15 protein-coding genes, 1 tRNA gene and 1 pseudogene are annotated in these 14,969 nt (G+C 42.2%); 8 read left to right on the plus strand and 9 right to left on the minus strand.

Translation table 11 applies throughout. The features are described from left to right. Positions 1 to 10: 10 nt before the first annotated feature. The 3 genes from FN831_RS02530 to FN831_RS02540 are packed head-to-tail and all read left to right on the plus strand — an operon-like array spanning position 11 to position 2,755. Positions 11 to 1,006, plus strand: a complete 996-nt coding sequence (locus FN831_RS02530) for an NADP-dependent oxidoreductase (protein WP_142526611.1) — start codon at positions 11 to 13, stop codon at positions 1,004 to 1,006. Between the two features lie 35 nt (positions 1,007 to 1,041). Continuing rightward, entirely contained in the window at positions 1,042 to 1,785 is a 744-nt protein-coding gene (locus FN831_RS02535; protein WP_142526612.1) for an NIPSNAP family protein, read from the plus strand. A gap of 25 nt (positions 1,786 to 1,810) precedes the next feature. Further along, on the plus strand, positions 1,811 to 2,755 hold the full coding sequence (locus tag FN831_RS02540; protein WP_142526613.1) for a D-2-hydroxyacid dehydrogenase family protein: 945 nt from the start codon (positions 1,811 to 1,813) through the stop codon (positions 2,753 to 2,755). Between the two features lie 127 nt (positions 2,756 to 2,882). Here FN831_RS02540 and FN831_RS02545 read toward each other — a convergent pair whose 3' ends face one another. Beyond that, the gene (locus FN831_RS02545; RefSeq protein WP_142526614.1) at positions 2,883 to 5,306 is read right to left on the minus strand and encodes a TonB-dependent receptor; all 2,424 of its coding nucleotides are present in this window, start codon (positions 5,304 to 5,306) and stop codon (positions 2,883 to 2,885) included. Positions 5,307 to 5,540: 234 nt separating this feature from the next. On the opposite strand from FN831_RS02545, the gene FN831_RS02550 reads away from it, so the two are divergent. Both FN831_RS02550 and FN831_RS02555 read left to right on the plus strand, forming a co-directional pair. Next, on the plus strand, positions 5,541 to 6,344 hold the full coding sequence (locus FN831_RS02550) for an SDR family oxidoreductase (RefSeq protein WP_142526615.1): 804 nt from the start codon (positions 5,541 to 5,543) through the stop codon (positions 6,342 to 6,344). A 24-nt stretch (positions 6,345 to 6,368) separates the two neighbouring features. Continuing rightward, the gene (locus FN831_RS02555) at positions 6,369 to 7,274 is read left to right on the plus strand and encodes a helix-turn-helix domain-containing protein (RefSeq protein ID WP_142526616.1); all 906 of its coding nucleotides are present in this window, start codon (positions 6,369 to 6,371) and stop codon (positions 7,272 to 7,274) included. Between the two features lie 79 nt (positions 7,275 to 7,353). Here the strand turns inward: FN831_RS02555 and FN831_RS02560 are convergent, their stop codons facing one another. From FN831_RS02560 to FN831_RS02570, 3 genes are all read right to left on the minus strand, one after another. After that, positions 7,354 to 8,265 carry an aromatic alcohol reductase gene (locus tag FN831_RS02560; RefSeq protein WP_142526617.1) on the minus strand — a complete coding sequence of 304 codons (912 nt, stop codon included), beginning with the start codon at positions 8,263 to 8,265 and terminating at the stop codon, positions 7,354 to 7,356. Positions 8,266 to 8,352: 87 nt separating this feature from the next. Beyond that, positions 8,353 to 9,252 (minus strand): helix-turn-helix domain-containing protein, encoded by a 900-nt coding sequence (locus FN831_RS02565; protein ID WP_185960358.1) that lies wholly within the window; start codon positions 9,250 to 9,252, stop codon positions 8,353 to 8,355. Positions 9,253 to 9,268: 16 nt separating this feature from the next. Continuing rightward, complete coding sequence (locus FN831_RS02570) at positions 9,269 to 9,619, minus strand: winged helix-turn-helix transcriptional regulator (protein WP_142526619.1); 351 nt, start codon at positions 9,617 to 9,619, stop codon at positions 9,269 to 9,271. 78 nt (positions 9,620 to 9,697) lie between these two features. Between FN831_RS02570 and FN831_RS02575 the strand changes: the two genes are divergently transcribed. Then, on the plus strand, positions 9,698 to 10,714 hold the full coding sequence (locus FN831_RS02575) for a zinc-binding dehydrogenase (protein WP_142526620.1): 1,017 nt from the start codon (positions 9,698 to 9,700) through the stop codon (positions 10,712 to 10,714). On the opposite strand, the gene FN831_RS02580 is transcribed toward FN831_RS02575, so the two are convergent. From FN831_RS02580 to FN831_RS02600, 5 genes and pseudogenes are all read right to left on the minus strand, one after another. Next, positions 10,674 to 11,198, minus strand: a complete 525-nt coding sequence (locus FN831_RS02580; RefSeq protein WP_142526621.1) for a DUF4199 domain-containing protein — start codon at positions 11,196 to 11,198, stop codon at positions 10,674 to 10,676. The two genes, FN831_RS02575 and FN831_RS02580, sit on opposite strands and share 41 nt — an antisense overlap. Before the next feature lie 93 nt (positions 11,199 to 11,291). After that, positions 11,292 to 11,762, minus strand: a complete 471-nt coding sequence (locus FN831_RS02585) for a response regulator transcription factor (protein WP_142526622.1) — start codon at positions 11,760 to 11,762, stop codon at positions 11,292 to 11,294. Positions 11,763 to 11,807: 45 nt separating this feature from the next. Beyond that, complete coding sequence (locus FN831_RS02590) at positions 11,808 to 12,029, minus strand: UPF0175 family protein (protein WP_142526623.1); 222 nt, start codon at positions 12,027 to 12,029, stop codon at positions 11,808 to 11,810. Between the two features lie 238 nt (positions 12,030 to 12,267). After that, positions 12,268 to 13,007, minus strand: a pseudogene (locus tag FN831_RS28380) (PDDEXK nuclease domain-containing protein). A gap of 748 nt (positions 13,008 to 13,755) precedes the next feature. Continuing rightward, a tRNA-Ile gene (locus tag FN831_RS02600) sits at positions 13,756 to 13,829 on the minus strand. Between the two features lie 66 nt (positions 13,830 to 13,895). Between FN831_RS02600 and FN831_RS02605 the strand changes: the two genes are divergently transcribed. Next, complete coding sequence (locus tag FN831_RS02605; protein WP_142526624.1) at positions 13,896 to 14,534, plus strand: HAD family hydrolase; 639 nt, start codon at positions 13,896 to 13,898, stop codon at positions 14,532 to 14,534. Next, positions 14,531 to 14,869, plus strand: a complete 339-nt coding sequence (locus tag FN831_RS02610) for a DUF962 domain-containing protein (protein WP_142526625.1) — start codon at positions 14,531 to 14,533, stop codon at positions 14,867 to 14,869. Before FN831_RS02605 ends, FN831_RS02610 begins: the two co-directional genes overlap by 4 nt. Positions 14,870 to 14,969: the final 100 nt, after the last annotated feature.

The following is a 14,969-nucleotide window of genomic DNA, read 5'->3' on the forward strand; positions in this document are numbered from 1 at the left end:
CTATCATATTATGAATAAAGTAATCTTGTTAGATAAAAGGCCTGCAGGAGTTCCTGAAGTGTCGGATTTTAAATTTGTAGAGGAAGAAATGCCTTCTGCAAAAGCTGGGGAAGTCCTGCTAAAGACCCGTTTTGTATCCGTGGACCCTTACCTGCGCGGAAGGATGAGAGATGTAAAATCATATGTCGCACCTTTCCAGTTGGGGGAACCTATAACTTCTGCGCTGGTTGTGGAGGTGGTCCGCTCACTGAACGACAAAATCAAAGAGGGAGATTTTTTTGTCGGCTATCTGCCATGGAAGGAATACCAGACATCTACCGGAGAGGGTTTAACAAAAATTGATCCCGAGGCAGCCAGTCTAAGTGCATATCTCGGTGTTTTAGGCGCAACCGGCCTGACAGCTTATATAGGACTAAAAGAAATCGGACTTCCAAAGGCCGGACAGACTGTGGTAGTTTCCGGCGCTGCCGGTGCGGTAGGTAATGTTGTAGGACAAATCGCCAAAATCATGGGATGCAGAGTGATTGGACTGGCAGGTTCTGATGCAAAGATTGAAACACTGAAATCGAAGTATCAATATGATGAAGGTATCAACTATAAAACAACCAAAAATCTGGCGGCCGAGATCGAAAAGCTTTGTCCGGAGGGCGTTAATATTTATTTTGATAATGTTGGAGGAGAGGTATCTGATGCGGTATATGCCAACCTCACTTACAAAGCCAGGATAATTGTATGTGGTGCGATCGCCCTGTATAATGAGGACGAACCTGCGCTCGCGCCAAGGGTAGAATGGCGACTGGTGGTGAACAGTGCTACAATGACCGGTTTCCTGCTGTCGGATTTCGCGGATCTGCTGCCTGCAGGCGTACAGCAATTGACGACCTGGTTTAAAGAGGGCAAACTCAGCCAGTCAGAAACCATCATCAAGGGATTTGACCAGATTCCTGAAGCCTTTATCGGCCTTTTTGAAGGTCAGAACAATGGTAAAATGGTAGTTGAAATCTAATTCTTCACCCATAAAGCTAAAAATCATACCGATTAATGGAAAATGAATCTTTAAATATGGACACATCAACTGTCAAAGAGCTTACCGCAGAATCCTGGTTTGAACTGCGGATTTACAGCTTTAAAAGTGAGGAGCAGCAGGCGCTGATCGAAGATTTTTACAGTCTGGCTATTCCAGTACTAAACACCCTTGGGGTAAATCCTGTAGGCGTGTTTAACGACCTTGAACTCAGCCTGCCCGGAAAGTTATACGTGCTCCTACCTTACCACAGCCCCGAACATCTCTCCGAAGTCAGCACAGCAATGGATAATGACACGGTTTTTCAGGAATCAGCAATAGCCTATTTGAATGCGCCTGCAAATGCGCCCGCCTATGAAAGAATAGAAAGTTCATTCATGAAAGGCTTAAAAAACTTCCCTCATCTGATGGCCCCGGCCGATAAGAAGGCCATCTTTGAATTGCGCCAGTATCAAAGTGCCAGCGAAGCAGCAGGCAAAAAGAAAATAGAAATGTTCAACGACCAGGGCGAAATCGACATTTTTAAACGCCTTCAGTTTGATCCGGTTTTCTGGGGAGAAACCATCATCGGGCCAGACAGGCCAAACTTAACATATATGGTAAGCTTTGACAGTCTTTCAGATAAGGATACCAAATGGTCAGATTTTCTTGAAGATGCAGAGTGGAAAGCGATCAGTGCAGCGCCGGAATATGCAAACGAATTGCTGGTCAGCCTGATTACTTCTACATTGCTGATCTCTGCAGAATGCTCCCAGATTTAATAATTCCCGCTATAAAATTTAACTTATGACACGCTACAAAATTGCTGTACTTGATGACTACCAGAATGTCGCCCTCTCTTATGCTGATTGGACACCCGTATCGGAATATGCAGACGTTGAAATATTCTCTGATCACCTTCATGAACCTGAACAGGTGATCAGCAGATTACTGCCTTTCGATATCGTTTGTGTAATGAGGGAACGTACACCCTTACCCGCTGAAATACTCAGTAAACTCAGCAATCTCAAACTCATCGTTTCTACAGGTTTTCGCAATGCCTCTATTGATACTAAAGCAGCCGGGGAGATTGGTATCGAGATAATTAACACCGGGTACAGGGACCATGGTGCCCTGGAACTGACCTGGGCATTATTAATGGCGATTGCCAAACATATTCCGCAGGAGAATGCGAACTTCAGGGCTGGCGGATGGCAGCAGATGGTTGGTGGCGACCTGAAGGGGAAAACATTGGGTATCCTTGGCTTGGGGAATCTGGGTTCAAAAATTGCCGGAGTTGCAAAAGTTTTTGATATGAATGTGATCGCCTGGAGCCAGAATCTCACAGAAGAGAAAGCCGCTGCCGCCGGTGTAAAATATGTTGATAAAGAAACGCTGTTCAGGGAGTCAGATTACCTGACCATACTGATGGTACTGAGCGACCGCAGCAGGGGAATTGTTGCTGCCGGAGATCTGGACCTGATGAAGCCAACGGCCTATCTGATCAACACTTCGCGGGGACCGCTTGTGGATGAGGAAGCACTGATAAAAGCGCTCACAGAAAAGAGAATTGCAGGAGCAGCGCTGGATGTTTTCGACAAGGAGCCCCTGGATGCGGATCACCCCTTCAGGAAGCTAAGCAACGTACTTGCTACACCGCATATCGGCTTTGTCACTGAAGACACCTATCACGTATTTTTTACAGATATGGTGAACAGCCTTTTGGAATGGTTCAGCAGTAAAGCTGTATAACATAAAGGGGGCTGTATCATTGGCTTTTTTAGAATTAAATTGAAGAATACTTCTGTCAGAAGACACCGCTAAAAACAAGAAAGAGGGTGATCATTGATACACCCTCTTCACTCATAAATATGTTCTGTTAGAAATTGTATTTGGCAGTAAGCCTTACGTTTCTTGGCACTTCGTAAATGTAGGTGTAATAAGAAACCGATGTTGGTGTTTCAGCTGCCAGTTTTGTATAAGAACCCTGTGTGATCAATCTTCTGTCAAGAAGGTTGTTCATCAGTGCAGAAAGGCTGAATTTACCTTTTGCATAGGATACACCAGCATCAAAGCGGATATATACCGGTAATTTCAACTGGGTTTGTCCTGATCCTGCATAACGGTCTGCCTGCACCTGGTACCCTCCTGAAAGCCCGAATCCGTTCAGGATAGAGTTGGTATCTCTGAACCTATAGGATAACCATCCGTTAGTAATGTGTTTTGCAGCATTGGCAAGGTAAGTACCTTCGAGGTTAGTTGCAGGGTTTTTATTCTCGTCATTGGTAACTTTTGGATCTGTATAGGCATAGTTCAATGTCAGGTCTAAACCTTTAGCCACCTCGCCTACCAGGTCAAACTCAATACCTTTTGATTTTACTTCACCCAACTGCACCTGGAAGTTATTGATATCTCCCAGCGGATAAGCCGGATCTGCTGTCAGCATATTTTTCTTGGTGATCTGGTAAATAGCGAAGGTCGAATTCCATTTTCCGTCAAACCAGTCTTTTTTCAAGCCCAGTTCAATATTATTTCCTGTAACAGGTTTAAAAATCTGATTAGTTGCAGATCTTGAAGCCTGCGACTGGGGAATGAAGGCCTGATCGTATAAACTATATGCCGAGAAGGTACTGGTGATCGAATAACTTAAACCTACTCTTGGAGTAAAGGCATTGTCAGACATCTGCGCTGCATTGGTTTTACCTACTGTTGTAGCATGTGTAAACCTGCCCGCTAAAGTTAAACGCAGTTTTTCTTCCAGGAAGCGAAGTTCATCCTGTAAATATGCACCAGTGTAAGTTGTGTTGGTTGCGTAGGTATTAGAACCTGAACGTTCCTTAATACTTCTAGACCTGTCCAGAAAAGGAAGATTAGCAAAAGGAATACCATATACAGGATTGTAAATATTAAACACTGTAGTCCCGGCCAGTTTAAGATCTGCTGTTCCTGAACTTCCAAAGTCTCCCCATGTTTTGAGGTTTCCCATGTCCAGTCCGCCTAAAATTCGGTGAATCACAGGACCGGTAACAACCTGTCCCTGCAGTGAAAACTGTGCGTTTTTGTTGATTGCAAGCTCTTCACTGATATTCATGTTTCTTTTCATATCGCCATTGGCGGCAAGAGAAGTCAGCCAGATTGAACTGCCTTTCAAGCCATAATTGAGGTAAGCCACCTGCGCATTAAAAGTCCAGTCTTTATTCAGTTTATGATTTAAATAGAGCGTAACGTTATGGTCGTTCAGGATACTTGGATCTACAGCGGGGTCTCCCAAAAAGAAACTCGGATCAGTATCACCAAATCCTTTTGGAGAGAACCCGTAGTTTCCTAATGCCAGCGCCTCAACATGCTGGTGCGTATATTCAGCAGTGAATTTGGTCATGCTGTCTATCTGGTAACTGATTACCGGGGCAATTACATATTTGTCGTTGTAATTGTACTTGTTAAAACTGCCTTTAGTTTGTGCCGCAACATTTAAGCGGAACAGCAATTTACCATCTTTGGATAATTTAGTATCCAGGTCTACGGCTGCACGTGCAAGATTAAATCCACCTGCACTCATGCTCACAGAGCTTTTGTTCGTTCCTGTAGGTTTTTTTGTAACGATGTTATAGATACCGCCCGGCTCGCCATTGGCCATCATAAAGCCTGATGGGCCTTTTACAAATTCAATGCGGTCTACTGTAGCAGCATCATCTGCAAGCGGGCCCCATGGGGTTTTCAGGTTCATCCCGTTACGGAATGCAGGAATAGAGAAACCACGCATAAAGATGTTGGCATACTGTGCATCCCAGTGCCCAACCCTTACGGCACCACTCACGTTCCTGGTTACTCCGTCAACTACGTCGAAAACCATCTGGTCTGCCATTACCTGGCTGGTAACCACTCTGATATTCTGAGGAAGTTCCAGTAATTTTGTTTGCAAACGCAATGAAGAGGATACATTTTCTACCTTGTATTTTTTATTGGTAGAGATCTGTACGTCATTTAACTGCGAGAGGTTCTCATTCAGTGAGAAATCTGCGATCACAGTTCCTTTAGTCACGCTTACCTGTTTTTCCTTAGGATAAAGGCCAACGGCGGATACCACAATAACATAGTTTCCCGCCGGTACTTTGTGAATGGTGTAATTACCATCTTCGTCAGTTACCGCACCATAGGTTGTACCTTTTAGCTTTACGCTAACACCGTCAGCAACGGTTCCGTCAGAGGTAGTCACCCTTCCCCTGATTCTTCCCGAATCCTGGGCAGACACCTGCATGTTGATAAATATGAGTAAAATGATAGAGAGTAGAATTTTTTGCATCAGCCCGTTAAGTTTAATTAATAAAATTTTCGGCGCAAAGTAAAGCCAATTTAGATTGTAAAACAAAATTATTTGTAATTAGTCTAAATACTCTAAGCATAAATGAGTTAGTATGTTCATCCCAGAGGCAGATGCAGAAAATTCACATGCCCCCTATTTGGATACAGTTAAGTCCAATCTGGAAACAAAGGATTCCGCGATTAGCCTCTACTTTGTCTGATAAAGTTCAAAGAAATGGCAAAGACAATTTTTATCACAGGCGCATCAGCTGGCCTTGGCAAAGCCACGGCTAAATTATTCCAGTCGAAAGGCTGGAATGTAATCGCTACGATGCGAAATCCTGAAAAGGAAACAGAACTCAACCAGCTGGAAAACGTGACGGTCCTTCCGCTTGATGTGACCAGTTTGGAACAAATCACCGCAGCGGCAGCGCAGGCCACCGGGCTGCATAAAGTTGACGTAGTTTTCAACAACGCAGGATATGGGTTAATGGGAGCAATGGAAGCACTCAGCGACGAGCAGATCCTGCGTCAGATCAACACTAATCTTTTGGGGGTGATCCGTGTTACCAAAGCATTTATCCCGCATTTCAGGGAAAATAAAGGCGGTTTATTTATCAGCACGACTTCCATGGGCGGACTGTTCGGATTTCCGTTACACTCAATTTATCATGCTGCAAAATTTGCGGTAGAAGGATGGTCAGAAGGCATGTCTTTTGAATTGGGGGTACACAATATTGGTATCAAAACGATTGCACCGGGAGCCTTTGCAACTGATTTCCTGGGGAGATCGCTCGACAAAAGTTCACATCCCGCATACCGGGAAATTGAAGACAAATTATTCTCCAGTGTAGACGGAATGATGGACGAAGCGGCCACTGCCGGACAGATTGCCGAAATAGTGTACGAAGCAGCAACTGACGGCAAAGACCAGATCAGGTATCTGGCAGGTAAAGATGCAGAGGCGATGTATGCGCACCGGCTTGAAATAGGCAGCGAAGAATTCAGGAAAGAGATCAGAGCGCAGATTCTGGGCTAGATTTTTGTGGCAAAATTAAATCAAATGAAGATTATCGATTCCATATCAGAAAAACACCGTTTGGTTTCTTTACCGGAGCCATTACATCCACTGGTAAGTGTGATCCGTATTTCAGATATACGTTTTACGGATGACCCGATATGGCAACACTATTCCTTAAATTTCTATTGCATCTCGCTGAAGAAGAATATGTCGGGGAAAACAAGATATGGCCAGCAATACTACGACTACAACAAAGGAGTAATGACTTTCATTGCTCCTAAACAGGTGATGTCACTGGATGCAGACCAAATTGACATACTTAACCCCGTATCTGGCTACGCATTGCTGATCCATCCTGATTTTCTGCATAAACACCCGCTGGCTGCCACGATCAAAAACTATGGATTTTTTTCCTATGCTATCAATGAAGCCCTGCATCTTTCAGACAGGGAGGAAAATTATATTGCAGAGATCTTTCAGAAAATTGATGAAGAATACCAGCATATAGACCGGCATACCCAGGATATTATCCTTTCTCAGATTGATCTGCTGCTGAACTACTGCAACAGGTTTTACGAAAGACAGTTCCTTACCCGGAAAGCCGTAAACCATGATGTGCTCAGCAAAATGGAAACGCTGCTGAATGAATATTTTGAAGATGAAAAGGCCCTGCAAAACGGCCCCCCATCAGTTGAATTGCTGGCAAGTCAGCTTAATATATCTCCACACTACCTCAGCGACCTCTTACGTTCACTTACCGGCCAGAGTGCCCAGCAGCATATTCAGGAAAAAATCATCGAAAAGGCCAAGGAATACCTTTCATTAACCACGCTTACCGTGGCCGAAATTGCCTATCAGCTGGGTTTTGAATATCCGCAGTCATTCAATAAACTGTTCAAGAAGAAAACCGCTGTTTCCCCGCTGGAGTTCAGGCAAACCTTCAATTAACATGGAGGAGGGATTGTTTAAAATGGGATCTGTCCGATAGCCGAAGAAGGAATTCTTCAGCTATCGGACAGATCCCGAATTATGCGATAGTGCCTGAAAGATTTTGCTTCGCCCATTGCGAAAGCCCAACAGTAGGGATCTTATGCTGGTAATTAAAAGTTTCTTCCATAGACCATGTTACGCCCGGATGGGTAAACACCAGCCGGTACCGGTTAAAAACATCATGTGGCTCTTCTTCCAGTTTTTGCTGCAGGTGCGGAACATCCCATAATATCTTTTCAAATTCACCACCAAACAATAAATCCATCAGCTTGCCAATCTCTTCAAAAGAAACAGTATCTCCCGCCACAAATACCACTTCATCCAGTATTTCAGGCTGATGAAACAGAATGGCCGCCGTCAGCGCGCCGATATCCTCACAGGAGGTTAATGTAAGGGAGTGCCGCCAGTCGCCCAGCGCCCGTACAGTTCTGTCTTTCAAACTAATAACCCCAAAATCTTCACGAAACAGAAAGCTGGTGATCATTCCGGTTGAAACGATAACCCAATATGTTTTTTGCTGCGACCTGAGCATGTCCCTGACTTCTAACTGTTCATCAAATACAGGTTGGGCACTGCCCCTGCCGATCCGGTCGTAATCGGCTCCAAATTGCCAGGGGATATATTTTCTGACGCCAGCTGCTAATACTGCCTGCGTGATCTTTACCTGCATACCGGCACCGACAGAAAAGCCGCTGCAACAAATCACGGTATCATACCTCCGGAATGTTGCGGCCAGGGTTTCAATACCATCGCGCACCAGGTCTACTGCCTCTATGCTAATTCCGTTAAACCTTGTTTTGGCGCGGATTGCGTCAGCGTTACTTGATACCGGTTGCACCAATACCCCGATCTTTAACTGCAGGTTATGTTTTTCCTGGTGATCATAAAGACTGTTTAACATCGCGAGGCCAACCTCACCTGTACCTATTACTAAAAATGAATTTTCCATTGCCTGATCATTATAAATTGTTAGGCAATATTAGCTAAGTAAGGCGATGTGATAACTGCAAAAAGGCGACGAAGAATTGCAAAAAAACTACGCTGTCCGATGCTCCAAAGGAGTAATTCCAGTATGCTTTTTATAAAAATTCTGAAAATGGGAAGCTTCCTGGAAGTGAAGGCACCAGGCAATTTCCTTCACACTGTAGTCCGTGTGTTTTATAAGTACATTGGCCTCTTCCAGCAGCCGTTCATGGATGATTGCTAATGTAGTTTTTCCTGTCGTTCGTTTCAGATTTCTGTTCAGCTGATCTACAGAAATCCCTAAAATATTTGCAAAATATGCGGGGGACTTGTCTTTTAATACATGGTGAATGTTCAGATCCTGAAAAGCATCCTCCAGGGCTGTTATGAAAAGCTCTTCAATGCCCCGGTTTTGTTCGGTAACGGCCGTCAATAGCTCATTGTCTAATTTTTGTATGTAATGAATAATGTCCGACACCCTGTTTCTGACCAGGTGTTCTTTAAAGGTATAACCGGATGTGAATTCCAGATTCAGCTGATCAAAAATGAGCCGTATTTCCTCATATTCGGTCTTGGTTAAGGATTGTATCTGAAGATCTCTTTTTCTAAAGATCGGCAGGTCTGTGAGCGATGCCCGGCTGGCGCCCTTAAAAAAGCTTTCACTAAACACCAAAAATATAGCCCTGAAATGTTCGTCGTCAGTTTTAAATCCGGTGCGTAACCTGGGTTGTGTAAAAATGATGGTAGGTCCAGACACCGGGATTTCTTTATTGTTTACGCTGTATATAGCTTCGCCGCACAGCAGCGCAATTTTGTAAAAGGGCTTTCTCTGCAGGCGTTCACATGCTGTCTGGTCCTTTTGCAGATTTTCCCAGGATAACAGATTAAAGTGCCCGGGGAAATCGTTTTGAGATACTACTGCCTGGTCAACATACTGTTTATAAAAGTTATCAATTGCTGCAGGGTTCATCATAACGGTTGAGTTTTTATCACACATTATATTTTAACGACCACTTGACCATTTCAGCGATCACCGGCTCTAAATCCTGTCCGCTTTCAGTTAAGCTGTATTCAACATGGGGCGGAACCACGGACATTGCCTTCCGGCAGATAATACCGTCGGCCTCCAATTCTTTTAACGTTTGAATAAACATTTTTTCGCTTACAGCGGGAACAGCCTTTTTCAATTCGCCATATCTCATTGTCCCAGAAAATAGTTGTCTGATCACAAGAGGCTTCCAGCGGTTACCCATCTTATAAGCAATAAATGTGACCGGGCATTTGGTGGTCACCAATCTTTTGTTCATCTGATTTGTAGAACTCTCTTTTACTTTGGCCATATACACACTTTTAGGTAGGTACTTGATATAAGGTATGTACAAAGGTAATTTTGTTTTCAATAAAAAATCAAAATAAAGATGAAAGCTATAATCATAACAGGTGAAGGAAAAGTAGCCTTAAACGAAGTACCTCAACCGGATGAGGCAAGTTCCGGCCATGTCATTATAAAAATGAAAGCGATGGGAATCAACGCAGGAGATAAGTTCCTGATCAGTGGCAATTACCCCCCGGGTTTTTTCACACAAAGCCTCCATAACATTGCAGGCGTGTCGGGTGTTGGGGAAGTTATCCAGCTGGGTGAAGGTGTACCCGATAAATTTCTTGGCAGGCAGGTAACCGTTTACCGTTCACTGACGAAAAGCGAAAATGTGGTGGGGACCTGGAGCGAGTATGCACAGCTGCCTTATCTCCAGTGTGCAATATTGCCGGATGAGGCAGATCCATTGGATTACACAGGATCGCTGGTAAATATCATCACAGCGTATGGCGCATGGAAGCAACTGACCGACGAAGGACACAAAGGCGTAGTGATTACCGCCGGTAATTCAGATACCGGAAAAGCCATGCTAGGTATTTGTCAGCATGCTGATGTGCCGGTTATCGCGATTGTCAGAAATGAACAGGGCAGGAAGGAACTCGAAGAACTTGGCGCCAGGCATATACTTATCCAGGGAACTGAAGATTTCCAGCAGCAGTTTGCGGCCCTTGCAAATGAACTGAAAACAACTGCCGTTTTTGACGGTGTGGGCGGTGCATTGCTTGGCGAGTTATTAAACGTGGTTCCTGCCGGAAGTACAATTTATGCTTATGGCTTTCTGGGCGGAAATATACCCGTAGCTTTTCATACTGGTATCCTGATCAAAGGAATCACCATTAAAGGCTTCAGTAATTTCAACACCGCAACAGTTCAGGACCATGATCAGCTGGCATTAGCTTTAGAGGAGATCAGCAAAATAATTCACATGCCCCATTTTAAATTTAAAAGCGGAAAGGACTTTCAGTTTGAACAGGTGAATGAAGCTTTAGCTTTCGTTTCTTCAGATGGCGGCAAAGCTACACTATTGGCGTCTTCCGCTTCAGGATCAGGGCGGTAATCAATGATACAACAAGTCCCACAGGTAATATTTCCATATAGGTGGCTCCTGCAACTCCAATTGGGGTTGCATACCACCTTTTAAAAGTTTCCATTTGCTCAGAGATACCAGAAACTTCGGCCGGAGTCATATGGCTGACCCTGGCCGGGCTCAATTGATAAGATGCCAGTTTTTCTATAAAATCAGGAAAGAAATTGTAGTAAGCGATCATCCATCCAATGACGTATAAAGTTGAAGCAATAAGAGCCATGTAAAAAGACATTAAAAAAGCATTGCCAAAGCTGATAACCCCGTTACTTTGCTGGTCACGGTAATTTTTAACACCCACAAATATGAGCGAGAATGACAGCAGCATAGCTGTATACCCCAGGAGCATGCTACCATCAAAGGAGTTTTTAGAGTAACAGTATGCTACAGAGAAAGACATGAAGGTAGCCACACAAATACCTGATATGAGGCCGTACACAAGTACATTTTTTTTCATACTAATTTGTTTAAAGGTTCGGCTGTAAAATTGGGTTATCGTCGCAATATTTCCCTCATACTTTAGGGTGATTTGAATAAAAACTACCAAGTATCAGGATATGATGTTCAGCTTCCTTGCCATTTCAACAGCCTGCGTACGCCTTTGTACCTCGAGCTTCTCAAATATTTTAGACGAATGAGTTTTAATAGTGTCTAATGATAAAAATAACCGGTCTGCTATCTGGAGGTTGCTCAGCCCTTCGGCCATTAACTGCAGAACCTCAAGCTCACGTTTGCTTAAGCGAAGACGGGTAACTTCAGCTTCATTCAACACAAAATGCTCAGTTTTAACTAAAACCTGTTTTTCTATAACTAAAGTATTTGTCCTGGGCTGGGTTAGCTTTTTAGCCAGCCAAATGCCAAGCCCGGTAAAAATTACAGCAATGGCACCGACATACAGCTCAATGGTATAATCAATAACTATCAGCCGCCATTCAAGCCATTTAATAAACAGCAATAAAATAGCCAGAGAAATTCCATAGAGAAAAACAGAACGGTTACGTATCAGGAATTTGAATATCATTTATCCTCCCTCGCATCAGTAATGACAACCTTACTCTCCTGCATTTTAACGAAACGACCGAAGATCTTCTAATAGACTCTGATCCAAATAATGTACATCATACTGAACGAGAATATCAGATAAGTACCATTTTTTCATCCCTGCTATTTCAGCAGATTGTCCTAAAGATAATTTCCCTGATTCATACAGCTTTGCTGCGATAAATCTAACAGTATCCTGATGATCAGCCTCTAAAAAATCAGGTACCTGAAGTGTCATTGTTGTCATTGGAATAAATTTATGAAATGAAGATACTAAATATTAAAATCAATGAGCAAAGCAATTTTTTATTCATTGCTTGGGATTGTCATAATCTTTTATGGCTTTTAAAGTTCCATCAAAACGAAAAAACCCGTTCCTACAATGTAGAAACGGGTTTTTATTCCGGTGGGCCCAACTGGCGCCTCTCGAACCACTTCCTGTCTGATTTGCGTCTAATCGCTGCTTTAAGTATATAAATTTAATATTATCCTGGAAGGTCGCTATCAAGTTCCAGTCTTATCCTGTCTTGTTTAATAAGTTCTTTCAATTCATCTTCTTTCGGAAGGTACAGGCGGTACTTACTTGCAAATAATTTCTCGTTTTCTGCTAATATTGAATATTTCACAATTGTTTCATCCTTCTCTGTACAAAGGATAATACCGATAGTGGATTGTCGTCCTCACCTTTTTTCAAATCATTGTACATTCTGATATACATATCCATCTGTCCAATCGATCCATGAGTTAGTTCATCAGTTTTCAGATCGATCAAGACAAAACACTTCAGATAATAATTGTAAAAAACCAGATCAATAAAAAAGTCAGATGTATCTGTTACAATGTGTTGCTGTCTAGCTACAAAAGCAAAGCCCTTGCCTAATTCCATTAGAAATTGCTGTAGATGATTAATTAGTGCAGTTTCTATTTTACTCTCAGACAGCCTGGTATCAATTGGTAAACCTAGAAATTCAAATATATATGGATCTTTTATTAATTGCTGAGCTTTTGGAGTTTCCTGCTCCCTGGTATCTAATACACGACCGATAAATTGCGATGTGATATTACGCTGTAACATACGTGTATTCCATCCTGATTCAATTGCGTGAATGACATATTGATTTCTCAGACTTTCAGTTTCGAGCCGGCTTATTATTCTATAATGAGTCCAGCTCAATTCGTGACGCGCTGCGTCACGAATTGGAAAAGCAATGTAAAATTGCCGGATATTTCTTAGATTACTTTCATCAAAACCTTTTCCAAAGTGTAACTTTCAACAGTTCTTTTAAATGCCCTATCTTAATCAGTAAATACACAGAGTAAAGGCAAATTTACAAATTTCATGTAACAGAATAAGGGTTGTTTTTAAGAATTATTGTAACAAAATAAAGGTTGTTTTAATATAAGGATTCTTTATTGAAAGGCTAACTCCTTTCACAAAGCTTTCAGATACATATACGTTGTTTTTGAGCTATAAAGATACCTAACTACCAAGTAGTCATATAACAGAGTATCAAAGCTCTCAGATATATCCGTACATTTCTATTAAGCTCTTTAGTACCTGAATCACTTCTATCTGATAATCACCCTACGATAGTCTTCAAAAACATCCTCTAGAATCCTGATCATAAACTTGTCTTTGATTTTGAAATCAGCATCCATCTGCCGTTTTCGTACATAATGAATAGTATCAATAAATTTTCTTGTCCCTTTGTGGTAAACTACAATTTCACATTACAAGTTCCATCATCTTTTAAATGATGTTCAAAAACTGTCGCACTAACAGTTGCCATAAAATTTCCTTAGCGACGGAAAACCACTGTTACACAGTTGTTACATTTTCACGTCAAATTAAACAAAAATTGCTGTAGAAACTGCCAAATGGATGACTGCCAGAGCCAGTGCTGTAAGCATAAAACCTACGTATAGAAACAAAAAAAGCCGTTTCTAATACCAAGAAACGGCTTTTTAAGCAGTGGGCCAAGATGGGCTCGAACCATCGACCAAAAGATTATGAGTCTTCTACTCTAACCAGCTGAGCTATTGGCCCGCGAAAAATCTATTAGATTTTGCGAGTGCAATGTTACATATTTGTATTCAATTTTAAAAACAGTTTATGCAAAAAATCAAAAATATAATCTTCGACTACGGCAATGTTATCTTCGCGATCGACTTCAGGATCGCACAAAAGACTCTTACACAAATCGGTATATCTAATATAGAAGATTTTTTCGGGCATAAAGGACATCACACTTTATTTGATGATTTGGAGACGGGCAGCATCACTCCTGCCCAGTTCCGCGAAGGAATACGCCTGGAAGCAAAAAATCCGGCACTTACTGATGCAGAAATTGATGCTGCATGGAACAGTTTGCTCATCGGAATTGCCCCACAAACACTCGATGTACTCAACGAAACAAAAAAACATTACAGGACATTCCTGCTCAGCAATACTAACCAGATCCATTTCAATTACTTTACCGACTATCTGAAAAGAGAATTCCAGGTTGAAGGAAATGACCATCTGTTTGAAAAAACCTATTACTCTCATGAAATGCTGATGAGAAAACCAAATGTGGAAATCTTTGAACAGGTAATCAGGGAAAATAACCTCAATCCTGCAGAAACGCTGTTTATAGACGATAGCCCGCAGCATCTGGTGGGGGCAAAAGAAGCCGGGCTGCAAACCTTGCTGATGACCGAACATCCAAAAGACCTGGGCAGCTTCTTAAAAGATAACGGTATATTGGTATGACCGGCAACAATCATCAAGTACAGCCAAAGAAATACAGCTCCCTAAAAGAATTTTATCCCTTTTACCTGAGCGAACACCGGAATACAATGAACAGGGCGCTTCATTTCACAGGCATATCACTATTGTGCCTGTGCTTTATTACCTCCATGCTGTTTCATAATGTTTACTTTTTTATAGCGATCCCATTTGTTGCCTTTGGTTTCTCCTGGATAGGCCATCTGTTTTTCGAAAAAAACAGACCTTCAACATGGAAGTATCCGTTCTTCAACCTCGCCTGTGATTTTCTTTTATTTGGTGATATTATCATGGGCAGACAGTCTTTTAAATCAACATAGGCGATATCGATTTCATTTATAATATACCATAGACAAACTCTATATCACTATAGAAAATAGGTGTTATGATACCGCTGGAATAGTATATACTTTTATCGCA

Origin of the sequence: Pedobacter westerhofensis (assembly GCF_900182595.1) — a bacterium.
In the GTDB taxonomy this organism is placed as follows: domain Bacteria; phylum Bacteroidota; class Bacteroidia; order Sphingobacteriales; family Sphingobacteriaceae; genus Pedobacter; species Pedobacter westerhofensis.